Raw genomic sequence first — 22,390 nt, forward strand, 5'->3', positions numbered from 1 at the left:
GAAATCTATCGCCGGTATATGGGCAGGTTAAGCCGGCCGCAATTGCGAAATATGGCCGCGTTGGCGAAAATTCCGCCTGGCGCGCGCCAGCCGAATAGCAGCGTTGCGACAGGCGCAAGGCTCGGGCTAGAGACGAACGTTGGCTGCGAGAAAATCGAGCAGTGCGCGGACGCGGGCGGGCAGCGGGCCGCCTTGGCCGATATAGACGGCATAGAATTCCTCAAGGTCGCCGGGGTTCAGATCTTCAAGGACAGATACCAGTCTTCCTGCGGCGATATCGGCGCGGACAGTGAAGACGGCAAGGCGCGCCAGGCCGGCGCCGGAAAGTGCCAGGTGGCGCATCCCTTCGCCGTCGCCGACCTGAATGCCCGGCGTCACCGGCACAAGCACCGTGTCGTCTTGATTAAGTAGCGGCCAGCCGCCGATGGCGCGGGAATACGAAAAGCCGATGCGGCAGTGCTGTTGGAGATCGGCGATCGACTTCGGTTCACCATGGCGGCGAAGGTAGTCCGGCGAGGCCACGATGAGCTTGCGGGCTGCACCGAGCTTGCGGGCGATCAGGCTGGAATTCTTCAGCGGTCCGGCGCGGATTGCGACGTCGGCGCGCTCCTCCATGAGATCGACGACCTTGTCCGTGTAGGAGATGTCGAGCGTCACGGCCGGATAAAGCGCCATGAAGGATGATAGGAGGGGCGCGAGTACATGATTGCCGAAGGACGCGCTGGTATTGATACGGATCGGCCCGGCCGACTGTTCGCCTGCCGAGGCATAGCGCTCGGCCTCGGCGATATCGGCAAGGATGGAGACGCTCCTTTCGTAGAATGCGCAACCCTCCGGCGTGAGTTGCAGGCGCCGCGTCGAGCGGTTGATGAGACGTGTGCCAAGCCGGGCTTCGAGGCGGGCGATGAGCTTGCTGACGGCCGACGGGGTCATCCGGCAGGCGGTTGCCGCGGCGCTAAAGCCGCCGAGCTCGACGGCGCGCACGAAGACGTCCATTTCGCCGGCGCGATTGATGTCCTGACGGCTCATGATGAATTCAAATCACAAATGACTTTCTCGCTGGCAATCTATATCGCGCCTTAGTGAGTGTCTATCTCTCAAGACAACAGGAGACAGTCCATGGAATACAGAAATCTCGGTGCATCCGGCCTCAAAGTGCCGGTCTTGAGTTTCGGCGCGGGCACCTTCGGCGGCAGCGGCCCATTGTTCGGCGCATGGGGCAATACCGACGCGGCGCAGGCGCGGCGTCTGGTCGATATCTGCCTCGAGGCAGGTGTCAATCTCTTCGATACCGCCGACGTCTATTCGGCGGGCGCATCGGAGGAGGTTCTGGGGCAGGCGATCGGCGGCAAGCGCGACGCCGTGCTCATCTCCACGAAGATGGCCTTGCCGATGGGTGACGGGCCGGCAGATTGGGGAACCTCGCGCTTGCGGCTGATCAAATCCGTCGATGACGCGCTTCGCCGCCTTGGCACAGACTATATCGATTTGCTGCAACTGCATGCCTTTGATGCCTCGACGCCGGTCGAGGAGATGCTTTCGACGCTCGATCGACTCGTTGCTGCCGGCAAGCTCCGCTATATCGGCGCGTCGAATTTCGCCGGCTGGGAGCTGATGAAATCGCTCGCCGTCTCGGAGCGGCATGGCTACGCGCGGTACGTGGCCCATCAGGTCTATTATTCGCTGGCGGGCCGGGACTACGAATGGGAGCTGATGCCGCTCGCCGCCGACCAAGGCGTGGGTGCGCTTGTCTGGAGCCCGCTTGCCTGGGGCAGGCTGACCGGCCGGATCCGCCGCGGCCAGCCGATACCGGAGGGAAGCCGGCTGCACCTGACGGCGGAATACGGCCCGCCGGTCGATGACGAAATGCTCTTCAACATCGTCGACATTCTCGATGAGATTGCCGTGGAGACGGGCAAAGACGGTGCCGCAGATCGCCATCAACTGGCTGACCGCCCGGCCAACCGTGTCCAGTGTCATCATCGGGGCGCGCAACGAGGAGCAGCTGCGCCAGAACCTCGGTGCCGTCGGTTGGTCGCTGACGAAGGAGCAGGTCGAAAGGCTCGAAAAGGTCAGCGCGGTGTCGGCGCCTTATCCGTATTTCCCATACAGGCGGCAGGAAGGCTTCGCGCGGCTCAATCCACCGCTCGTTTGAGCCATCTCACGAGACTCTTGACTGGACAGGCGCCATCCGTTGTCCCATACCAACCTTCCCGTGACGGCGGATAGTATGGGAGATCAACAGGATGGCGCTCAGCGATGCAAAGGCTGGAAAACGCAACGAGGAGGGCATTTTCGCGGTCGTCGGCATCTTGAAACAGCGCTTCGGCGAGCGCTTCCAGACCGGCGAATCCTTCCGCGCCCAGCATGCGCATACGACCACCTACATTCCGGCGCAGTTGCCCGACGGTGTGCTGTTTGCCGAGACGGCCGACGACGTGAAGGCCGCCGTCAAGGTCTGTGCCGAACACAAGGTGCCGGTGATCGGCTTTGGCACCGGTTCTTCGCTGGAGGGGCAGGTGAATGCCCCGAATGGCGGGGTTTCAATCGATTTCAGCCGGATGAACCGGGTTCTCGAAGTGAATGCCGAAGACCTCGATTGTACCGTCGAGCCGGGCATCACGCGCGAGGAACTGAACGTTTATCTCCGCGATACCGGCCTCTTTTTTCCCATCGATCCCGGCGCGAATGCCTCGATCGGCGGCATGGCTTCGACGCGGGCGTCCGGAACCAACGCCGTGCGCTATGGCACGATGAAGGACAATGTGCTCTCGGTTACGGCCGTGACGGCCAACGGCAAGGAAATCCGCACCGCGCGCCGGGCGCGCAAATCCTCGGCGGGTTACGACCTGACGCGCCTTTTCGTCGGCGCCGAAGGCACGCTCGGGATTTTGACCTCGGTGACGCTGCGGCTGCAGGGAATTCCCCAGAAGATCGCCGGCGGGGCTTGCTCCTTCCCGACAATCAAAGCCGCCTGCGACGCGGTCATCATGACAATCCAGATGGGCATTCCGGTCGCGCGCATCGAATTGCTCGATGACGTGCAGATGCGGGCATGTAACGCCTATTCGGGTCTGACCTACGCCGAGAGCCCGACGCTGTTCCTAGAATTCCACGGAACCGACGAGACCGTCGAGCTTCAATCGGCGCAGTTTGCCGAGATCGCGGCCGAATGCGGTGGCGGCGAATTCCTTTGGACGGCAAACGCCGAGGAACGCAACAAGCTCTGGAAGGCACGGCACGATGCTTATTGGGCCTGCCGCGCGCTGGCGCCCGGGCTTGCCGCACTTTCGACCGATGTTTGTGTTCCGATATCACGGCTTGCCGATTGCGTTGCCGAGACGCAGGCCGATATCCAGGAACATGGTCTGCTGGCGCCGATTGTCGGCCATGCAGGAGATGGCAATTTTCACGTGCTTCTCCTGTTCGACGACAAGACGGCGGAAGGTGTCGCGGTTGCGGAGAATTTCGTGGTGCGGCTAAACCAGCGGGCTCTCGCGATGGATGGAACATGCACCGGAGAGCATGGGATAGGACAGGGAAAGATGGCGTTTCTCGAGCAGGAACTCGGCGGTGCAGTCGATCTTATGCGGCAAGTCAAGCGGGCGCTCGATCCTGACAATATCTTCAATCCGGGCAAGATTTTTCATCTTGTCTGAAAACGGAACAATCTCATGATCTTCGGCTTTGCTCCCGGCATGAATAACAGTAGTGTCGGCAACGGAATCCCGAATGGAGAATGCTTGATTTGATGGGCCGGTTCCTCGTCTTTTTGGGGGGAGTGATCGTCGTAGTGCTCTTCGTGGCACTGCTCGCGCCGCTTTTCATCGACTGGACTGACTTTCGCAGGAATTTCGAAGAGCAGGCAAGCCGCATCATCGGCAAGAAGGTGACGGTGCATGGCACGGTCGATGCGCGCCTTTTGCCTTTTCCGTCGGTAACGCTGCATGACGTGCGTGTCGGGCAGGAATCCGACGGCCAGCCGACCGTGCAGATCGAGCAATTCGCCATGGATGCCGAACTTGCGCCGTTCCTTTCCGGCGAGGCGCTGATTTTCGATATGCGCGTCGTCAATCCGAAGCTGCGTCTTCGCCTGTTGAAGGACGGCACGCTCGATTGGATGCGCGGCAGCCGGCCGGAGATTCCTGCAAAGACCGTCGTTCTGGAAAGTGTGCATGTCACCGGCGGCGACGTGCAGTTCATCGACGATCAGTCGGGCCGCGCCCGCAGCATTACGGGGTTGAACGCGGAAATGTCCGCCCGGTCGCTGGCAGGCCCCTGGCGGATCGAAGGCGATGCGGCGCTCGACGGCGAGCATGGCAGCTTTTCGATTTCCAGCGGACAGCCCGACGAAACCGGCGCGCTGCAGGTCAGGACGCAGCTGATACCCGATCAGCGTCCGGTCAAAATCGATCTCGATGGTCAGCTGAAGCTGGCCGACAGAAAGCCGAATTATCAGGGCCTCATGTCGGCTGCGGTCGAGAACCGCGGCGCGGCCAGATCCGACGACAAGAATGCACTGCCGCCGCGCCTCAAGGGCCGCTTCGAACTGACCAACGAGCGCATCCGGCTTTCCGAGTACCGGATGGAAATCGGCTCAGTGGACGATCCCTATGTGATCACCGGCGAGGCGACGCTCGATACCGGCAACGCGCCCGAGTTCCTGCTGATCGCCGACGGCCAGCAGATCGATGTGAACAGGATCGGCAATCAGGGCGCAGGCGGCAAGACCGCGCGCGATCCCGGCCTGTCCGCCCGGCAGAGGCTCAATTCACTGATCAGCATCATCGCCCAGATTCCCGTGCCGCAGGTGCAGGGCAAGGCGAGCGTCAAGCTGCCGGCGATCGTTGCCGGGGATACGACCATCCGCGACGTGCAGCTCGATCTGCAGCCGGCCGGCAACGGCTGGACGATCGACAATGCCGTCGGGACGCTGCCCGGGCGCACCCAGGTGGAGGGCCGGGGCCAGCTGACGCTAAGGGGCGACCCTTCCTTCAACGGGCAGATTACCGTTGCCTCCAATCAGCCCTCGGGGCTTGCCTCCTGGCTTGCGGGTTCGGTCGACCCCGCGATCCGTCAATTGAAGCAGGCGGGCTTTTCCGCCGATGTCAGCCTGACGCATCAGCAGCAGCGCTTCAACAATCTGGAGATTGCCATCGGCCCCGCTACGCTGAAGGGCAAGCTGGAACGGCAAGCGCTGGAGAACCAGCCGCCCCTGCTGAACGTCGACCTTGCCGGCGATGCGATCGACCTCGATGCGCTGAGGGCGCTGACGGGTCTGTTCACGGGGCAGGACGCAGGCGAAAATGTGCTCGACCACAAGATTACGGCACAGCTGAAGGCGGATAAGTTCAGCGCCTTCGGCGTCGAGGCAGAGAATGTCGAAACCAGCTTTACGATCGCTGACGGGGCGCTTGCCATCGACGAGCTGGTCGCCAAAAATCTGGCGGGCGCCGAAATCACCGCCACCGGCCGCGCCGAAGGCTCCTTGCTCGATTACAAGGGCTCGGGGGAGATCACCTTGAAGTCCGCCGATCCGGGACCTTTCTTCACGATGCTAAAGGAGCATCTGCCGCAGCATCCGGTGATGGACCGGCTGGTGCGCAATGCCGCCTGGTACACCAACACGGCGCTGCGCGGTGCGCTGACGCTTGGCGGCGACGAGGGCGACGGGCTTGCGCTGACGCTTGCCGGCGTTTCCAACGGAAGCCGCGTGAACCTCGACTACCGCATGTCGGATCTGTTGGCGCTGACGGGCAAGGGCACGACCAATCTGGAGGCGACGCTTGAAAACAGAACGACTTCGATCCTGTTCGGGCAGGCGGGCCTCGATCCGCTTCCGGTCGAAGCTGATGCCAACGGCCGGCTCGCCCTGAAAGTCCAGGCAAGCGGTATCGATCCAGCCGATGCATCGCTGACCTTTGCGACGGACCGGACGTCCTTTACTGCGAATGGCAAGGTCGATGTCCGTCCCGGGAATTTCATGAACGGCCAGATCGGCGTCTCGCTCGAGAGCGCCGATCTCGATCCGTATCTCGTGATGAACGGCATTGCGCTGCCGCAGATGGGAACCGGGCTGCCTTTCGGGCTGCAAACAACGGCAACCATCGATGGCGACAAGGTCGTCTTCTCCGACCTCAAGGGTCATGCCGCGGAAAATCAGTTTTCGGGTGCGCTGACGGTCAATCGCAAGACAGACAGGACGACAGCGAGCGGCGAACTTGCGCTTGACCGCGCCGATGCGACCTGGCTGGGCGAGGCCGTCTATGGCCCGATGATAGATGCTGCGACGGGCAACTTCTCGACCGCAGTACTTGGGCAGCCGGTGTTCAAGGATATGGATGTCAACCTGAAGTTTTCGGCCAAGGAGTTCTGGCCGGGATGGTCGGCACCCGTAACCGGCTTCACCACCAATGCTGTCTACAAGGGCGACGAACTGCAGCTCAACGACATGAAGGGCGGCTGGGACGGCGGCCAGCTTTCCGGCAACCTGCTTTTTACCAATGCCGAGGGCACCGGCTTCTTCCAAACGAAGCTTTCGCTTGCCGATTCCGATCTCGCCGGCGTCGTCTGGCCGCGCGACGGCGCGCCGGTTGCGAACGGCAAGTTCGGGCTTTCTCTCGGTATGGAAGCCTCCGGCAAGACGATGACGGACCTCGTGAGCTCGCTCACGGGCTCCGGCGAGCTGCGGCTTGGCGAGACTACCGTGCGCGGGCTGAACCTTGCGATCCTGCCGCCGCTACTTGCTGCAACGGATCCGATGCAGGACCAGCTCAATGCCGGAAAGATACATCCGATCGTCGAAACGCTGCTCAACAATGGAGAGGCGAAACTTCCGCCGACGGGCATTCCGTTCAACATCACCGACGGCGTGCTCCGCGTGCAGAACGTCACCGTTACCAACGAACTCGCCAAGGTCACCGGCAATGCGCAACTCAGCCTGCCGCAGGAGCGCATCAACGCATCGCTGAACATCACTCTCAATCCGGGCGAGGAAGCGCTTGCAGGCTCGGAGCCCGCGCTGCGGCTCAACTATTCCGGATTGCTCGCATCGCCCGGCCGGACGATGGATGTAACCGATCTCGCCGGATATCTGTCGCTTCGTGCATTCGAACGCGAACGCCGGCGTGTCGAGCGGCTGCAGTCGAACGTACTGGAAAAGCAGCGGTTGCGGCGCGAGGTGGCGCTTTACAAGTTCAACGATGCGGAACGCGCAAGAGCCGCGGCGATCGAGGCGCAGCGCAAGGCCGAAGAGGAGCGCCTGCGCGCACTTGCCGCGGAAGCTGCGCGGCAAAAGGCCGAGGCGGAGGCGAAGGCTGAAGCAAAGGCGAAGGCGGAGGCCGAGGCGAACGCCGCTGCTGAGGAGGCGGCGCGCCGCGCGCAGCAGCTCAACCAGCCACCACCGATAACCGGCAACCGGCTGAATTTCGATGCCTTGCCGGGCGTGCCGTTGCCGCAGTAAAGGCTCGCTCTAGCTGCGGTTTTTCAGCCAGCTCAAGACATGGATCCGCAGCGCGGAGGAGAGGTTGCTTTCCGGCTCTCGCCGGTCGTCGATTTCGGATATGAGGGCCGCAAGCGGAATGGCGCGGGCTGTGGCGATCGCTTTCAGCTCGGCCCAGAATTCGTCCTCCAGCGAGAAGCTGGTGCGGTGTCCATGCAGGCTGGCGGAATGCTTGCGGATCATCGGGCTTTCCGCAGGCCTTTTTCGCGGAGTTCACAGATTGAGGGAGGAAATACCGCCAAGCGATTGACTGCGGATTCTTTTCGGCCCGTCTGCGCCGTCATTCGCCGCCTTCGTCCTTTTCGATCCGGCCTTGTCGGTGTGCTTTTTCGGCCTTCTCGTTCAGCGCTTTGGTCAGCTGCTTCTCGGTCTTGGTGCGGCCGAAACGGATACGATTCTGCTCGGCCTGTTTGTCCTTTTCGGAACGGGCCTGCTTCTTCTTGAACTGGCGGAGATTAACGATTTCTGCGCTCATGGCTTGCCTCCGTCCGGCTGGAAAAGGGCACATGAAAAAGGGAAGCGTCTGCTTCCCTTGGCATCTACTGCTTCTTGCGGAAGGCGTCGAGCGACACGACGGATCCCGGCTTCTTCTCGTCACCCTCGGCGGGTTTTGCCGCCGGCGGTTCCTCGCCTTTTTCGGGTGCGACCGGATAGGCGGTGATTTCGGCCGCGGGAACTTCCTCGCCGTCTGTCAGCGGCACGTCGAATTCAAGTTCGAAATTGACCGAAGGGTCATAGAATCCACGGATGGCATTGAAGGGGATGACCAGCTTTTCGGGCACGTCGGAGAAGGAAAGGCCGATCTCGAACAGCGATTCGGTGATCTTCAGATCCCAGAACTGGTGCTGGATCACGATGGTCATCTGCTCCGGATACTTGGATTTCAGATGCTGCGAGATGCGGACGCCGGGTGCACCGGGTCAGAAACGTAATGAAGAAATGATGGTCGCCGGGCAAGCGGCCCGTCGTTGCGACTTCGGACAAGACCTTGCGGATCACGCCACGCAGCGCGTCCTGTGCCAGAATGTCGTAGCGGATGTGGTCCTGCCCCATACTTTTCCTGTCTTTCTTTGGTTCGGAAGTCTTTTCACAAGGGTATATGCCATGTCCGGCGGCCTTGGGAAAGGCTAAGTGTCCGAGTCAGCTTCACAAACAATACATGATTTGGGCGGCAGGGAGAAGGTGAAGGCTTCTGTTGCCAGGTGCCTTCGGACCCCGCCTTAAGGTGCTAACCAAAAGGACTTAGAGCGGAATTCCCGCACCGCCGTTAGGCAGCGAGAGCATATTCCTTAGCGTTGTTGTCGTTTGCAACTACACTTGTGACCCGATAACGGCGGTATCATGCCGAGCAAAAAGTCGATCTTTACACCCTTGTCGATCCTGTTTCGCCCCCATCAAAAGCAGTCGTGAACCGGCTGTTTTTGGTGGAGGCGCCGGGTACCGCCCCCGGGTCCAATAGGTTTATTACACCGCTCATTTATCGCCATAGCCGATCCGAAAACCGGCAAGGCTGATATAGTGTTTTCCGAAGCGCATGGAAAGGGGATACGTCACAAAACCGTTGCAGGCAGCATGAGAATTGCCGGGATAAGCCTCCGCACAGTTGGTTTCAGCGGCAGAAGCGCCTAAATTGGGAAACGGAATCGGCCGCGACCATGTGATCGCACACGGGGAGACACGGATGCAGCGTCATCCTGAATATCAATATCTAGACATCATGTCCCATCTGCTGGAGAAGGGCGATCGGCGGATGGATCGCACCGGCGAGGGCACGCTTTCGACGTTCGGCGCGATGATGCGCTTCGATCTTTCGGACGGCAGCTTCCCGGCGTTTACGACCAAGAAGGTCTTCTGGAAGACGGCGGTGAAGGAGATGCTCTGGTTTCTGACCGGGCAGACGAACATCCAGTCGCTGCTCAAGGAAAACGTCAAGATATGGACGGACTGGCCGCTTGCTGCTTACCGCAAGGCGACGGGCGAGGAGATATCCCAGGACCTGTTCGAAAAGCGCGTTCTCGAAGACGACGCTTTCGCGGCGAAATGGGGCGATCTCGGACCGGTCTACGGCAAGCAGTGGAGGCGGTGGCTTGACCGGAACGGGGTTGAGCACGATCAGATCGGCGCGCTCGTCCATAGCCTCAAGACCAATCCGACGAGCCGGCGCATGCTGTTCCACGCCTGGAATGTGGGCGAGATTGATCAGATGGCGCTTCCTCCGTGCCATATGACCTATCAGTTTCACGTTTCCGGACTGCAGCGCGGCAGCGGCCGGCCGCAGCTTTCCATGCTCGTGAACCAGCGCTCCTGCGATATTTTCCTTGGCGCGCCTTTCAATATATGCCAGCAGGCAGCATTGCTTGCTATGGTCGCCCAGCAGGTGCAGATGGATCGGGGTGAACTCATCTGGGTCGGAGGCGATACGCATCTCTACCTGAACCACCTCGATCAGGCCAAAGAGCAGCTTGCGCGCAAGCCCATGCCCTTTCCCAAGCTGGTGCTGACGCGCGAGCCCGACGAGATCGACGGTTATCGGATCGACGATTTCGAGGTCGTAGGATATCAGTCGCACGATCGGATCGATGCCCCGGTCGCCGTCTGACGGACGATTGTCCTAGCGGACCGAGCGCTTTCCGTTGCAATCGGCAAGTGCTTGCTGACTTCCGTGAAGCTCGTTCATGACTTTCGCGAGCCGGCCTGCCTCCTGCTCGTCCAGCCCGTCGAGGATCTGTCCGCCGAACGACCCAGGCGACTCCGTGACGTGGTCCCAGACGATCCATTGGTTCATCGGGTCGCAGATCACGTCAAATCGAGGCATCGCATTCATCATTCACATCAGCCTTCCGTCATCTTTCCGGTTTAGGCCGACAGCCGTTAACAGACGCTTTCCGAACCGACCGAGCATGCGTTCCTTGCGTTTCACGGGGATGATCGGAAAGCCCATAAAATGCCAGGCGAATGCCGTGCCCAGGCCTGTCGTTACCGGAGAACCGGCCTTGCCGCCTGTGACAACCCACGCGAAAAGCCCCGCCGCCATGGCGACGATGACGAGGTCGATGCGGCTCGGCCGATTGTTTTGCGCGGATCTGTTTCCCATAAAACTCAACTTAACGTAGCATTTTCTGGAGTAAAATTGAAACGTTCGGCGTGGTTTACGAATTGCTTATGCTGCGTTGCGATATCTCGCATTCGGACGTGCCCGCAGGCGTGGACGGGATCTTATCGAGCCTCTCTTGCTTGTTGGCCGGCCCGGCGGTAGATCCGGCGGGCCAAGCCGTCACTTCAACCTCAGGAAGTTCATGTCCGACATCAGAAAGACCATCGTCGTTGCCGTGGCCGAAAATGGCGTCATCGGACGCGACGGCGATATGCCCTGGCGGCTTTCGACCGATCTCAAGCGCTTCAAGGCAATGACGCTCGGCAAGCCGCTCGTGGTCGGGCGCAAGACATATGAGAGTTTTGGCAAGCCGCTGCCCGGGCGCCCGCATGTGGTGATTTCCCGGCACGCGACGATCGAGCAATCGGATGTGAGAATGGCGCGTTCTTTTCCCGAGGCGATCGGGATTGCCGAAAGGCTGGCGCGCGAGACTGGCCAGACCGAGATCATCATCGCCGGCGGCGGAGAAATCTATGCGCAGGCAATGGCGCTTGCAGACCGGATGTGCGTCACGCATGTGCAAACCCATGTTGCGGGCGACACATCCTTCCCTTCGATCGACCCTGCCGCCTGGATGGTAATTGAAGAAATCGATGTACCGGCAGGGGAAAAGGACAATTATCCGACGCGCTTCGTCGTCTATGAGCGCCGCAGCGCCTGAAAACGAAATATTTATCAATAAATATCGCCAAGTTCTTCATGCCGCGTTGAAAGCAGCTGCGGCGATACCTATAACGGTCACAATCGCTTAAAGCCTGCCGCCCCCGCGGGCACGATGCGATTGGGAGTTTAACGAACAACGAGGTTTTGATGCCCTGGAGCAATCAGAATGGCGGCGGCGGCCCATGGGGCGGCGGCGGCGGTAATAATCAGGGACCGTGGGGGCAGGGGCCGAACCGCCCGCGCGGCGGCCGGGGCGGGCCGCCCGATCTGGAAGATATCATCCGGCGCGGCCAGGATCAGCTCCGCAACATCGTACCCGGCGGTTTCAACGGCGGCGTGGCAGTGATTATTGCCGCGGTTCTTGTCGTCTTCTGGCTTTTCCAATGCATCTACATCGTCCAGCCGGACGAGCGTGGTGTCGAGCTTCGCTTTGGCCAGCCGAAGGAAGAGATTTCGACGCCGGGGCTGCATTTCCACCTCTGGCCGATGGAAACCGTCGAGATCGTCAAGGTGACGGTGCAGCAGCAGAATATCGGTTCGACGTCGGCATCGTCTTCGACAGGTCTCATGCTGTCGGGCGACCAGAACATCCTGAACGTCGAGTTCTCGGTCTTCTTCACCGTCATCGATCCCAAGGCCTATCTCTTCAACGTCGAAAACCCGGCCGAAACGCTGCAGCAGGTGGCTGAAAGCGCCATGCGCGAAATCATTGGCCGGCGCCCGGCGCAGGATGCCTTCCGCAACAACCGCCAGCCGATCGAAACGGAGGTTGCCGCCATCGTGCAGGGCACGATGGACCGTTACAATGCGGGCATGGCGGTAACCGCGGTCACCATTCAGGACGTGGCGCCGCCGCGCGATGTCGCCGATGCCTTCGAAGAGGTGCAGCGCGCCGAACAGGACAAGCAGCGCCTCGTCGAAGAAGCGAACCAGTATGCCAACCAGAAGCTCGGCCAGGCACGAGGCGACGCGGCCCAGATTCGCGAAGCAGCGGCTGCTTACAAGGACCGTGTCGTCAAGGAAGCGGACGGTGAGGCGCAGCGGTTCACTGCCATCAACGAAGAATATTCGAAGGCTCCCGAAGTGACCCGCAAGCGCCTGTTCCTCGAGACGATGGAACAGGTGCTGAAGAATTCCAAGAAGGTCGTGATCGATGAGAAGCAGGGGATCGTTCCCTACCTGCCGCTCAACGAGATCGGCAAACCGGCACAGCAGGGAGGTTGAGCCATGACATCGAACAGACTTCCCGTTATCATCATCCTGGTCGCCGTTGTGCTTGTCATCGCTTATTCCTCGGTCTTCGTGGTCAATGCGCGCGAGCAGGCAATCGTCGTGCGCTTCGGCCAGATCCAGTCGGTGAAGACGGAGCCGGGCATCTACTTCAAGCTGCCTCTCGCCTTTATGGATGCCGATCGCGTCCAGATCGTCGAGAAGCAGGCGCTGCGCTTCGACCTTGACAATATTCGCGTCCAGGTTCGCGGCGGTTCGACGTTCGACGTCGATGCTTTCGTGATCTACGACATCAAGGACGTGCGCAAGTTCCGCGAGACGGTATCGGGCGACCGCGAGGCCGCCGAAGCGCGCCTTCGCACCCAGCTCGATTCGTCGCTCCGCCGTGTCTACGGTCTGCGCGACTTTGATGCCGCCCTTTCGGACGAGCGCGTGGCGATGATGCTCGAAGTGCGCGACGACCTGCATGGCGACGCCGAAAATCTCGGCATCAATATCCAGGACGTGCGTATCCGTCGGACCGACCTGACTCAGCAGGTGGCGCCGCAGACTTATGGCCGCATGCGGGCCGAGCGTCTCGCCGAGGCCGAGCTGCTGCGCGCGCAAGGCACCGAAGAGGGCCAGCGGCGCCGGGCTATCGCCGATCGCCAGGTGGTCGAGTTCACGGCGGAAGCCCAGCGCGATGCGGAAATCATCCGCGGTCAGGGCGATGCCGAGCGCAACCGCATCTTCGCAGACTCCTTCAGCAAGGATCCGTCGTTCTTCGAGTTCTACCGCTCGATGGCGGCCTATTCCTCCGCGCTGTCGTCCCAGGATACGACGCTGGTGCTGTCGCCGAATACGGAATTCTTCCGGTATTTCGACAATTCCAACGGCACGAGGCCTCCGGCTCCACCTCAAGCCCCGGCACCTGCGGTCCCATCAAACTGACGCATCCGGATGCAGGATTTCCTGACAGGAATCGCATTCTTTCTCATCATCGAGGGGCTGGTCTACGCACTGGCCCCTCGTTTTCTTGTCGAGATGGCCCGGCTGCTTCCAACGGTTCCGGAGCGCCAGCTACGCATCTTCGGACTTGGCGCCGTCGTGCTCGGTGTCGTGCTTGTCTGGTTCGTCAGACGCTGACACAGATTGCACGGGATTTCGCGAAAAGGTGATTTCACGCTCCATCATTCCGCCCTATGTTGATGGTCAGACTGCCGCTTTGACCCCATAAGAGGAAGCTTGATGGCCCCCACGACACGCCCGACCTTCAGACGATCGCTCGCTCTCCTGGCCGGTGTTGCACTTCTGGCAAATATTGGTCTTACCGGCGCTGCTGAAGCGCAGAGCACGCCTCCGTTGAATGGTCCGGCCTCTGTTGCCGATCTTGCTGAAGGGCTTCTCGATGCGGTGGTGAACATCTCCACCTCGCAGAACATCAAGGGCGATGAAGGTGCCGGCCCGGCGCCGCGCGCACCGGACGGCTCGCCGTTCCAGGAATTCTTCAACGACTTCTTCAATAAGCAGCAGGGCGGCCAGGGCGGCAACCACAATGTCAGCTCGCTCGGCTCCGGCTTCGTCATCGATCCATCGGGTTATATCGTCACCAACAACCACGTGATCGAGGGCGCAGACGACATCGAGGTCAATTTTGCCAATGGCACCAAGCTGAAAGCCAAGCTCATCGGAACGGACACGAAGACCGATCTTTCGGTACTGAAGGTCGAACCGAGGACGCCGCTGACGGCCGTGAAGTTTGGTGATTCCAGCGACATGCGCATCGGCGACTGGGTGATGGCGATCGGCAATCCGTTTGGTTTCGGCGGGTCGGTGACCGTCGGCATCATTTCCGGCCGCGGCCGCAATATCAACGCAGGCCCGTACGACAACTTCATCCAGACCGATGCGGCGATCAACAAGGGCAATTCCGGCGGTCCGCTCTTCAACATGAAGGGCGAGGTGATCGGTATCAACACGGCCATCATTTCGCCGAGCGGCGGCTCGATCGGTATCGGCTTTTCGGTGCCTTCGGAGCTTGCTGCGGGCGTGGTCAACCAGCTTCGCGAATTCGGAGAAACGCGCCGCGGCTGGCTCGGCGTGCGCATCCAGCCGGTCACCGACGACGTGGCCGACAGCCTGGGTCTCGATACCGCCAAGGGTGCGCTCGTCGCCGGTGTCATCAAGGGCGGGCCGGTCGACAACGGTTCGATCAAGGCGGGCGACGTCATCCTGAAATTCGACGGCAAGCCGGTCAATGAGATGCGCGACCTACCGCGTGTCGTAGCCGAAAGCCCAGTCGGCAAGGAAGTGGACGTCGTGGTGCTGCGTGACGGCAAGGAGCAGACTGTCAAGGTGACGCTCGGTCGTCTGGAGGACAGCGATCAGGCCGCTTCCAACGACGCTGATACCTCTCCGGATGGTGTGATCAATCCTGATCCGGAGGAGAACGACGACATGGACGAGCCGAATCCCGATCAGGATCGGGTCCAGCCGGCACCCGACGGCAAGGGCCAGACCGATCAGCAGGCGCCGGTAACGCCCGATACCAGGACGCCGAAGGATGTGCTCGGCCTCTCGCTGTCGCAGCTCAGCCCCGAGATCCGCAAGACCTTCGGCATTGCGGAAAGCGTGGACGGCGTCGTGGTGACGGAGGTGGCACCCGGCTCGGCGGCCGCCGAAAAGGGCCTGAAGGCCGGCGACGTGATCGTCGAGGTCGCCCAGGAATTCATGAAGTCGCCGGATGCCGTGGCTGCGAAAGTGCAGTCGTTGAAGCAGGAAGGCCGCCGCAACGCGCAGCTGATGATCGCCTCGGCAAACGGCGATCTGCGGTTCATCGCAGTGCCAATGGAATAACAAAGCGCGGAATGGCTTGATTCTTTCAGGAACTGCTGAACCGCTCCGCACCGATGTCTGCGCCAGTGACGACGATACGACAACAGCACGACATTCTCCTGTCTCTGTCGCGCATGGGTAATCGGTGTCAGCCGATCTTTCGTTCCCATTGCTGACGGCTGATCGCATAGAGCACGTGGCGTTTCAGATGCGGATGCGTGTCGGGAATGCGGGGATGATCGAAATCGCGGTCCGGATCGTGGTGCAGGCCAAGTCGGCGCATGACGGCGGTGGAACGATGATTGTCCGCTACCGCAAAAGAGACGATTTCGGGAGGATCGAACTGGGTGAAACCATGGCGAAGCGATGCTTCTCCCGCTTCCGTCACATATCCCTTGCCCCAATGCCGTTTGGCAAGACGCCAGCCGATTTCGATGGTGCCTGCCGGGAGGAACGGTTCGAGTTCGGGCCTCCAGAGGCCGCAAAAGCCGATCGGCTCATCGGTTTCTTTCAGTGCCATGGCATAAAAGCCAAGCCCGTCCGTGGCAATGGCATTGCGGATATTATCCAGCATCGAATCTGCTTCGGCGCGGTCGCGGCGAAAGGCGAAGAATTCCATGACTTCAGGATCGGAATTGATCTCGTGGAAAAGCGGCCGGTCCGCATCTGTCCAATTGCGCAAAAGCAGGCGGTCCGTCGTCGCGATCACTGTCATGGCGTCACAAAATCCGTCTTCCGGTAACCCTGGATATAAAGCAGGGCGGTCAGATCGCCGTGGTTGATGCGCATTTTCGCTTCGGCGGCGACGGTGGGTTTGGCGTGCAGGGCGACGCCGGAGCCGGCGAGGTGGATCATGCCGAGATCGTTGGCGCCGTCGCCGACGGCGATTGCTTCTTCGGTGGAGATACCGAGCCTTGCGGAAATTTCGCTGAGTGCATCCACCTTCGCCTGCTTGCCGAGGATCGGCTCGGCCACGAAGCCGGAGAGCAAGGCTCCCTCTTCAAGAAGAATGTTGGCGCGGTTTTCGTCGAAGCCCAGAGTTGCGGCGATCCGGCTGGTGAAGACGGTGAAGCCGCCGGAGACGAGGGCGGTATAATAGCCCTTCGATTTCATCGTGGCGATCAATTCCGGGCCGCCGGGCGTCAGCGTGATGCGCTTGGCGATAACCTCGTCGATAACTGAAACCGGCAGGCCTTTCAGGAGTGCAACGCGTTCGCGCAGTGCGGGTTCGAAAGCGATCTCGCCGTTCATGGCGCGGGCGGTGATCGCGGCGACCTTGTCCTTAAGGCCGACTTCGGCTGCGAGCTCGTCAATGCACTCCTGCCCGATCATCGTCGAATCCATGTCGGCGATCAGCAGTTTCTTGCGGCGCGTATCGGCCTCCTGGACGACCAGATCGATCGGCGCGCTGGCGATGGCCGCGAGGATATTCGCCTCCGCCGCTTGCGGATCGGTGCCGTCGCGAAGGGCGATATCGCAGGCGATGCCGTCTGCCAGCCAGTAGAGCCCGGATGCCGTCACGGTTTCGGCGGCCTGTTCGGCAAGCCTCGGCGTGAGAACGGGATTTGACGGATTGGCAACAAGCGTGGCAACGAGAGCCATATGGAAAACCTTCTGAGCGCAACAAGTGCGATCCTGATAACCGGGCCGACCGCCAGCGGCAAGTCCGCGCTTGCCGTGGAACTGGCGAAACGCCACGGCGGCGCTGTCATCAACGCCGATAGCATGCAGGTCTACGACACGCTGCGCATCCTGACGGCGCGGCCGTCCGAGGCGGAGATGCAGGGCGTGCCACATCATCTGTACGGCCATGTGCCAGCAGGCGCTGCCTATTCGACGGGGACCTGGTTGCGGGATGTCACGGCATTGCTGCCCAGTCTGCGTGCAAAGGGACAGTTGCCGGTGTTCGTCGGCGGGACGGGGCTTTATTTCAAGGCGCTGACAGGCGGCCTGTCGGATATGCCGGCGATACCGGAAAACATCCGCAACCGGCTACGGGCGCGCCTGCTGAATGACGGCGCGGAAGCGCTGCATGCCCAACTCGCCAAGCTCGATCCGGCCGCTGCCGGCAGTCTCAGCATCCAGGACGGGCAACGCATCGTGCGTGCCTTGGAGGTGGTGGAGGCAACGGGGCAATCGATCCTGCGCTTCCAAGGGCAGGCCGGGCCGCTGATCGTCGATCCGGCGCGTGCGGAAAAGATCATCGTCCTGCCGGAACGCGCCGTGCTCCACCAGCGCATCAACGGGCGCTTCGAGAAAATGCTGGAGCAGGGTGCGGAAGATGAAGTCAAGTCGCTGCTGGCACTCGGCCTTTCATCGGAAAGGCCGGCGATGAAGGCGATCGGCGTTTCGCAGATTGCAGCCATGCTGAAGGGCGAGATGACGCGCAGCCAAGTGATCGAGAAGGGTGCTGCCGCGACACGGCAATATGCCAAGCGGCAGATGACCTGGTTTCGCAATCAGATGGACGAGAGCTGGAAGCGCCTGACATCGCCGCAGCCGTGATCAGGGCGTAAGCTTCAAGTCGGTCAGCTGGTTATCATCATTGCGAACGGAAACCATCGGCCAGGAGATGTCATGAACAATTTTCTCGCAAAGACGCTTGCTTCCATCAATGCCCTGATTGCAATCGTCATTCTGGCCTTCTTCACGCTGTCCGGCGCAACCGCCGCCTCGGCTCAAGGCGGGTCCGGAATGTTCGTGATCGGAGCGATTTTCGGCGCGATCGCCGGCATCGTGGTCGCCGCCCTGGTCTGCGGAACGATCGCCTTTCTGACGCTGATAGAGCGCCACCTGAGTGTCATTGCCGCTGCAGCCAGGCAATCTGAGGGGCAATGAGGCCTCAATCCTTGTTATGGAGGCTCCTGAGCGGCTTCTTGAGAATGCTCTCGCGGAGCGACATGCCGGGTTCGCGGTGCGGGCTGGCAGCCGGGTCTTGAGAGGACACCGGCCGCTGGGACGTTGTCTCCTCGCGGCGCATCTCTCGCCGGAGAGCTTCCAGGCGGCTATCCAAAGGTGTCTGCGGCGGTGCGGTTTGCGGCTCGCGCGGCGCATGGCTGCGCGGCAGCATGTCCGGCCTGTAGGAAACGGTCGGCGCCAGCGGCGGCGCAGAGACGGATGCCGGACAGGGAGCATCCTCCGACGGCTCTTCGTCGTCGAACAGCATGTCGCTCAGCGCAGCACTGTAGCTTTGCTGGAAAGACGAGATATCCGGCCCGCCGCTGACGGCGCGCATGCGCGTCACGATCTTGCGCAGATCGACCGTATCGGGATCCTCGTCGGAATGCTTGGCGGTCGCCCCGTTCGCCTTCGGCAGCAGATGCTGCTCGACGCGCGAAAAGCGCATGCGCATCGGCACGCTGATCGCCTCGCCGAAGGCGATCGCTTCGCCGTTGCCGATCGAGGAAATGAAGCTCGTCGTCGAGATCGACGAATTCGGGATTGCCGAGCGGATGATGTCCTGGTCGCGATCGTTGGCAAGGCGCATGGCAAACAGCGTTGAGCACTGTGAGAGGATCGTCTGGTCGAGTTCGCCGGGGCGCTGCGTGATGATGCCGAGCGAGACGCCGTACTTGCGGCCTTCCTTGGCGATGCGGGCGATGGCCTGGCGCGTCGGGATGAAGCCGAGGTTCGGATCGGCCGGAACATAGCGATGCGCTTCTTCGCAGACGACGAGCATATGGACAGCGCCGTCGCTCCAGAGCCCGATTTCGAAGGCCATGCGGCACAGGACGGAGGCGACCGAATTCACCACTTCCGACGGGATACCGGAAAGCTGGAACGTGCAGATCGGCCGGTCGTCGCCAGGAATGCGGAATATCTGCGCCACGGTGTCCATGATCGTGTCGCTGATCGTGTTGTTGGAGAACATGAAGTGGTAGCGCGGATCGTTGATCGCCGCGATGATGCGCATCTTCAACGAGCGCAGGAAGGGCTTCTCGGCGCGGCCTTCGAGACGGCCGATGCGCTCGTCGATAAGCGCCAGCAGGTCGGCCATGCGGTAGGGGACCGGCGTGTCGGCGGTGATCGAGCTCTTCTCGGTGGTGCGGCGGACCAGAGAATTGTCGCTGCCGCGAAAGGCGCGCTTGGCGTCCGGCATGATGTCGCGAAGCATGTCGAGTTCCTCAGGCACTGGCGCGCGGCCGCGGAAGACGACTTCTGCGAATTCTTCAAGCCGCATTAGCCAGAAGGGCAGGTCGAGCGTGTCGGTATCGATGACGACCGAATGCTTCGGGAAAGCGGCGGCGAATTCGTTGTGCGGATCGAGGATCAGGACGCGCAACTTCGGATCGGCTTCGATCGCCTTGTGCAAAAGCAGCGAGACGGCCGTGGATTTGCCGACGCCCGTGGAGCCGACGATGGCGAAATGCTTGGAAAGCATCGAGGGGATGTGGATCGCCGCATCGATGCTTTCGTCCTGGGTGAGGTTGCCGATGACCGCCGTCGTCCCGGTGCCTGCGTCGTAGATGCGCATCAGATCGGCGGCCCGGATGCGGTGCGCAATGGCGCCGAGATGGGGATAGCGTGAGATGCCGGTCGAGAATTCCTCGCGGCCATTTTCCTCGACGCGGACTTCGCCGAGCAGCTCGGTCTCGATCCTGAAATAGTTGTCCTCTCCCTCGCCCCAGGCATGCGTGCCGGTGTTCATGGCGTAAACGAGGGCGACGACGCGGTTTCGGCCGACGCTGATCGAAATCAGGCGGCCGACGGACCAGAGTTCGGTGAGATCGGTGCCGCCGGCCTCTGCGACGGCGGCGATGGTCGCGCGTGAGCCGCTGCACGCGACGACGCGGCCGAGGAAGCGATTCCCGGGGGTTAGATTGTCGCGGCGATCTTGCTCGCTGGCTTTGCCTGATGTTTGCAAGTCGTTGTTGAGCAACGGCCTACTCCCTGCGTTAGCAGGCGATCATATGATTTATCCTTTAACAAAACCCTTCGGGCCTCTTGTTTTTTAGCGGGATAACCGGCGCTACATCCTTTAGCGCGCGCCGATTTTTTATTTCGGGAAGCGTTGACGCTGTGAAATTTTCTGTCTATCAATTGCGCCCATGAAAATAGCAGCAGCTCTTATTGTGGTGGGAAAGCGCATGGGCAGGATGGTGTAACCATCCGGCGATAGCCACCCATGCGCTAGTTGACAGGCTCCCTCTGGGGCCTTTTTTTATGCCTGAAATCCAGGCTTCCGCACCGAAGACCTCAATTCCAGCAGTCAAAACGGAACAGAAAACATGACGGGCACGGACAACCAGACACCAGACACTCGGATGACAGGCGCGGAGATCGTTCTGCGGGCGCTGAAGGACAACGGTGTCGAACATCTCTTCGGCTATCCGGGCGGTGCGGTGCTGCCGATCTATGACGAGATATTCCAGCAGGAGGAGATCAAGCATATCCTCGTCCGCCACGAGCAGGGCGCCGGCCATGCGGCCGAAGGCTATGCCCGCTCCACCGGCAAGGTCGGCGTCATGCTGGTCACCTCCGGTCCGGGTGCAACCAATGCCGTCACGCCGCTGCAGGACGCGCTGATGGACTCCATTCCGCTGGTCTGCCTCACTGGCCAGGTACCGACCTCGCTCATCGGTTCCGATGCCTTCCAGGAATGCGATACCGTCGGCATCACACGCCCCTGCACCAAGCACAACTGGCTGGTCAAGGACGTCAACGAGCTCGCTGCCATCATCCATGAAGCCTTCCGTATCGCGCAGTCCGGCCGTCCCGGCCCGGTCGTCGTCGATATTCCAAAGGACATCCAGTTCGCGACCGGCACCTATACGCCGCCGGCCGATCATGCGATCCAAAAGAGCTATCAGCCGAAACTCCAGGGCGATCTCAACCAGATTCATGCGGCAATCGAGCTGATGGCCAGGGCGCGTCGTCCGGTCATTTATTCCGGCGGCGGCGTCGTCAATTCCGGTCCGGAAGCCTGCAAGCTGCTGCGCGAGCTTGTCGAACTCACCGACTTCCCGATTACCTCGACGCTGATGGGGCTCGGCGCCTATCCGGCCTCCGGCAAGAACTGGCTGAAGATGCTCGGCATGCATGGTTCCTACGAGGCCAACATGGCGATGCACGATTGCGACGTCATGGTCTGCATTGGCGCCCGCTTCGACGACCGCATTACCGGCCGCATCAATGCCTTCTCGCCGAATTCCAAGAAGATCCACATCGACATCGACCCGTCCTCGATCAACAAGAATGTTCGCGTCGACATCCCGATCCGCGGCGATGTCGCCCACGTTCTGGAAGACATGGTCCGCCTCTGGCGTGCTCTGCCGAAGAGTCCGGAGAAGGGCCAGCTTTCCGACTGGTGGACGAATATCGCCCGCTGGCGTGCGCGCAACTCCTTCGCCTACACGAAGAGCAACGACGTCATCATGCCGCAATATGCGCTTGAGCGGCTGTACGAATTGACGAAGGACCGCGATACCTACATCACGACCGAAGTCGGCCAGCATCAGATGTGGGCGGCGCAGTTCTTCGGTTTCGAACAGCCGAACCGCTGGATGACTTCAGGCGGCCTCGGCACGATGGGTTACGGCCTGCCGGCAGCGCTCGGCGTGCAGATCGCCCATCCTGATAGCCTCGTCATCGATATTGCCGGCGATGCTTCGATCCAGATGTGCATCCAGGAAATGTCGGCAGCGATCCAGCACAATGCGCCCATCAAGATCTTCATCATGAACAACCAGTACATGGGCATGGTCCGCCAGTGGCAGCAGCTGCTGCATGGCAACCGGCTATCCAATTCCTATACGGAGGCGATGCCGGATTTCGTGAAGCTGGCGGAAGCCTATGGCGCCGTCGGCCTGCGCTGCGAAAAGCCGGATGATCTCGACGGTACGATCCAGGAGATGATCGACGTGAAGAAGCCGGTCATCCTCGATTGCCGCGTTGCCAATCTCGCCAACTGCTTCCCGATGATCCCATCGGGCAAGGCGCATAACGAGATGCTGCTGCCGGACGAAGCCACGGACGAAGCGGTCGCCAATGCGATCGACGCCAAGGGCCGTCAGCTCGTTTGATATCGA

19 protein-coding genes, 1 other RNA gene and 2 pseudogenes are annotated in these 22,390 nt (G+C 61.1%); 12 read left to right on the plus strand and 10 right to left on the minus strand.

The genetic code is table 11. From position 1 onward, the window contains the following. Positions 1-126: 126 nt before the first annotated feature. Positions 127-1,029 carry a LysR family transcriptional regulator gene (locus ACZ9DP_RS21930; protein WP_476203552.1) on the minus strand — a complete coding sequence of 301 codons (903 nt, stop codon included), beginning with the start codon at positions 1,027-1,029 and terminating at the stop codon, positions 127-129. A gap of 90 nt (positions 1,030-1,119) precedes the next feature. On the opposite strand from ACZ9DP_RS21930, the pseudogene ACZ9DP_RS21935 reads away from it, so the two are divergent. From ACZ9DP_RS21935 to ACZ9DP_RS21945, 3 genes and pseudogenes are all read left to right on the plus strand, one after another. Beyond that, a pseudogene (locus ACZ9DP_RS21935) lies at positions 1,120-2,155 on the plus strand (aldo/keto reductase). Positions 2,156-2,246: 91 nt separating this feature from the next. Next, entirely contained in the window at positions 2,247-3,659 is a 1,413-nt protein-coding gene (locus tag ACZ9DP_RS21940) for an FAD-binding oxidoreductase (RefSeq protein WP_194730008.1), read from the plus strand. Positions 3,660-3,748: 89 nt separating this feature from the next. Beyond that, positions 3,749-7,462, plus strand: coding sequence for an AsmA family protein (locus ACZ9DP_RS21945; protein WP_476205447.1), 3,714 nt, complete (start codon positions 3,749-3,751; stop codon positions 7,460-7,462). Between the two features lie 9 nt (positions 7,463-7,471). On the opposite strand, the gene ACZ9DP_RS21950 is transcribed toward ACZ9DP_RS21945, so the two are convergent. The 4 genes and pseudogenes from ACZ9DP_RS21950 to ssrA form a co-directional block, all read right to left on the minus strand. Beyond that, positions 7,472-7,684 (minus strand): ribbon-helix-helix domain-containing protein, encoded by a 213-nt coding sequence (locus ACZ9DP_RS21950; protein WP_022714412.1) that lies wholly within the window; start codon positions 7,682-7,684, stop codon positions 7,472-7,474. Positions 7,685-7,781: 97 nt separating this feature from the next. Beyond that, entirely contained in the window at positions 7,782-7,976 is a 195-nt protein-coding gene (locus ACZ9DP_RS21955; RefSeq protein WP_455873445.1) for a DUF4169 family protein, read from the minus strand. Between the two features lie 64 nt (positions 7,977-8,040). After that, a pseudogene (locus ACZ9DP_RS21960) lies at positions 8,041-8,554 on the minus strand (SspB family protein). Positions 8,555-8,682: 128 nt separating this feature from the next. Beyond that, positions 8,683-9,046: a transfer-messenger RNA gene (ssrA, locus tag ACZ9DP_RS21965) on the minus strand. Positions 9,047-9,182: 136 nt separating this feature from the next. Here ssrA and thyA point away from each other — a divergent pair. Continuing rightward, a complete protein-coding gene (gene thyA / locus ACZ9DP_RS21970) occupies positions 9,183-10,100 on the plus strand; it encodes a thymidylate synthase (protein ID WP_476203553.1) in 918 nt (305 codons plus the stop codon). A gap of 12 nt (positions 10,101-10,112) precedes the next feature. Here the strand turns inward: thyA and ACZ9DP_RS21975 are convergent, their stop codons facing one another. Both ACZ9DP_RS21975 and ACZ9DP_RS21980 read right to left on the minus strand, forming a co-directional pair. After that, positions 10,113-10,316, minus strand: coding sequence for a hypothetical protein (locus ACZ9DP_RS21975; protein WP_476203554.1), 204 nt, complete (start codon positions 10,314-10,316; stop codon positions 10,113-10,115). A 12-nt stretch (positions 10,317-10,328) separates the two neighbouring features. Next, positions 10,329-10,595, minus strand: a complete 267-nt coding sequence (locus tag ACZ9DP_RS21980; RefSeq protein WP_476203555.1) for a hypothetical protein — start codon at positions 10,593-10,595, stop codon at positions 10,329-10,331. 202 nt (positions 10,596-10,797) lie between these two features. Between ACZ9DP_RS21980 and ACZ9DP_RS21985 the strand changes: the two genes are divergently transcribed. The 5 genes from ACZ9DP_RS21985 to ACZ9DP_RS22005 all read left to right on the plus strand — a co-directional run bounded on the left by ACZ9DP_RS21985 (position 10,798) and on the right by ACZ9DP_RS22005 (position 15,383). Next, positions 10,798-11,316, plus strand: coding sequence for a dihydrofolate reductase (locus tag ACZ9DP_RS21985; RefSeq protein ID WP_476203556.1), 519 nt, complete (start codon positions 10,798-10,800; stop codon positions 11,314-11,316). Between the two features lie 149 nt (positions 11,317-11,465). Beyond that, positions 11,466-12,542 carry an FtsH protease activity modulator HflK gene (gene hflK, locus ACZ9DP_RS21990; protein ID WP_039845307.1) on the plus strand — a complete coding sequence of 359 codons (1,077 nt, stop codon included), beginning with the start codon at positions 11,466-11,468 and terminating at the stop codon, positions 12,540-12,542. A 3-nt stretch (positions 12,543-12,545) separates the two neighbouring features. Next, positions 12,546-13,478 carry a protease modulator HflC gene (gene hflC / locus ACZ9DP_RS21995; RefSeq protein ID WP_476203557.1) on the plus strand — a complete coding sequence of 311 codons (933 nt, stop codon included), beginning with the start codon at positions 12,546-12,548 and terminating at the stop codon, positions 13,476-13,478. A 9-nt stretch (positions 13,479-13,487) separates the two neighbouring features. Then, positions 13,488-13,673: a DUF2065 domain-containing protein gene (locus ACZ9DP_RS22000; protein WP_022714421.1), complete on the plus strand. Its 186-nt coding sequence runs from the start codon at positions 13,488-13,490 to the stop codon at positions 13,671-13,673. A gap of 102 nt (positions 13,674-13,775) precedes the next feature. Beyond that, the gene (locus ACZ9DP_RS22005) at positions 13,776-15,383 is read left to right on the plus strand and encodes a DegQ family serine endoprotease (protein WP_476203558.1); all 1,608 of its coding nucleotides are present in this window, start codon (positions 13,776-13,778) and stop codon (positions 15,381-15,383) included. Positions 15,384-15,510: 127 nt separating this feature from the next. Here the strand turns inward: ACZ9DP_RS22005 and ACZ9DP_RS22010 are convergent, their stop codons facing one another. Both ACZ9DP_RS22010 and serB read right to left on the minus strand, forming a co-directional pair. Then, on the minus strand, positions 15,511-16,077 hold the full coding sequence (locus ACZ9DP_RS22010; protein WP_476203559.1) for a GNAT family N-acetyltransferase: 567 nt from the start codon (positions 16,075-16,077) through the stop codon (positions 15,511-15,513). Further along, on the minus strand, positions 16,074-16,964 hold the full coding sequence (gene serB / locus ACZ9DP_RS22015) for a phosphoserine phosphatase SerB (protein WP_074068891.1): 891 nt from the start codon (positions 16,962-16,964) through the stop codon (positions 16,074-16,076). Before serB ends, ACZ9DP_RS22010 begins: the two co-directional genes overlap by 4 nt. On the opposite strand from serB, the gene miaA reads away from it, so the two are divergent. Both miaA and ACZ9DP_RS22025 read left to right on the plus strand, forming a co-directional pair. Continuing rightward, complete coding sequence (gene miaA / locus ACZ9DP_RS22020) at positions 16,965-17,867, plus strand: tRNA (adenosine(37)-N6)-dimethylallyltransferase MiaA (RefSeq protein WP_476203560.1); 903 nt, start codon at positions 16,965-16,967, stop codon at positions 17,865-17,867. Positions 17,868-17,939: 72 nt separating this feature from the next. Beyond that, entirely contained in the window at positions 17,940-18,200 is a 261-nt protein-coding gene (locus ACZ9DP_RS22025; RefSeq protein ID WP_039845299.1) for a hypothetical protein, read from the plus strand. A gap of 4 nt (positions 18,201-18,204) precedes the next feature. Here ACZ9DP_RS22025 and ACZ9DP_RS22030 read toward each other — a convergent pair whose 3' ends face one another. Further along, positions 18,205-20,241, minus strand: coding sequence for an ATP-binding protein (locus ACZ9DP_RS22030; RefSeq protein ID WP_476203561.1), 2,037 nt, complete (start codon positions 20,239-20,241; stop codon positions 18,205-18,207). Between the two features lie 349 nt (positions 20,242-20,590). Between ACZ9DP_RS22030 and ACZ9DP_RS22035 the strand changes: the two genes are divergently transcribed. Next, positions 20,591-22,384 carry an acetolactate synthase 3 large subunit gene (locus ACZ9DP_RS22035; protein WP_476203562.1) on the plus strand — a complete coding sequence of 598 codons (1,794 nt, stop codon included), beginning with the start codon at positions 20,591-20,593 and terminating at the stop codon, positions 22,382-22,384. The last annotated feature ends 6 nt before the right edge of the window (positions 22,385-22,390 follow it).

The organism is Rhizobium sp. USDA 4016 (assembly GCF_056279705.1).

Bases quoted from the DNA above. Each gene is read 5' to 3' on its own strand.
- ACZ9DP_RS22035 (WP_476203562.1), top strand. From the start codon at position 20,591: ATGACGGGCACGGACAACCAGACACCAGACACTCGGATGACAGGCGCG.
- ACZ9DP_RS21980 (WP_476203555.1), bottom strand. From the start codon at position 10,595: ATGGGAAACAGATCCGCGCAAAACAATCGGCCGAGCCGCATCGACCTC.
- thyA (WP_476203553.1), top strand. From the start codon at position 9,183: ATGCAGCGTCATCCTGAATATCAATATCTAGACATCATGTCCCATCTG.
- ACZ9DP_RS21930 (WP_476203552.1), bottom strand. From the start codon at position 1,029: ATGAGCCGTCAGGACATCAATCGCGCCGGCGAAATGGACGTCTTCGTG.
- ACZ9DP_RS21985 (WP_476203556.1), top strand. From the start codon at position 10,798: ATGTCCGACATCAGAAAGACCATCGTCGTTGCCGTGGCCGAAAATGGC.
- ACZ9DP_RS21940 (WP_194730008.1), top strand. From the start codon at position 2,247: ATGGCGCTCAGCGATGCAAAGGCTGGAAAACGCAACGAGGAGGGCATT.
- hflC (WP_476203557.1), top strand. From the start codon at position 12,546: ATGACATCGAACAGACTTCCCGTTATCATCATCCTGGTCGCCGTTGTG.
- ACZ9DP_RS21955 (WP_455873445.1), bottom strand. From the start codon at position 7,976: ATGAGCGCAGAAATCGTTAATCTCCGCCAGTTCAAGAAGAAGCAGGCC.
- ACZ9DP_RS22010 (WP_476203559.1), bottom strand. From the start codon at position 16,077: ATGACAGTGATCGCGACGACGGACCGCCTGCTTTTGCGCAATTGGACA.
- ACZ9DP_RS22000 (WP_022714421.1), top strand. From the start codon at position 13,488: ATGCAGGATTTCCTGACAGGAATCGCATTCTTTCTCATCATCGAGGGG.
- hflK (WP_039845307.1), top strand. From the start codon at position 11,466: ATGCCCTGGAGCAATCAGAATGGCGGCGGCGGCCCATGGGGCGGCGGC.
- ACZ9DP_RS22025 (WP_039845299.1), top strand. From the start codon at position 17,940: ATGAACAATTTTCTCGCAAAGACGCTTGCTTCCATCAATGCCCTGATT.
- miaA (WP_476203560.1), top strand. From the start codon at position 16,965: ATGGAAAACCTTCTGAGCGCAACAAGTGCGATCCTGATAACCGGGCCG.
- serB (WP_074068891.1), bottom strand. From the start codon at position 16,964: ATGGCTCTCGTTGCCACGCTTGTTGCCAATCCGTCAAATCCCGTTCTC.
- ACZ9DP_RS22005 (WP_476203558.1), top strand. From the start codon at position 13,776: ATGGCCCCCACGACACGCCCGACCTTCAGACGATCGCTCGCTCTCCTG.
- ACZ9DP_RS21950 (WP_022714412.1), bottom strand. From the start codon at position 7,684: ATGATCCGCAAGCATTCCGCCAGCCTGCATGGACACCGCACCAGCTTC.
- ACZ9DP_RS21975 (WP_476203554.1), bottom strand. From the start codon at position 10,316: ATGCCTCGATTTGACGTGATCTGCGACCCGATGAACCAATGGATCGTC.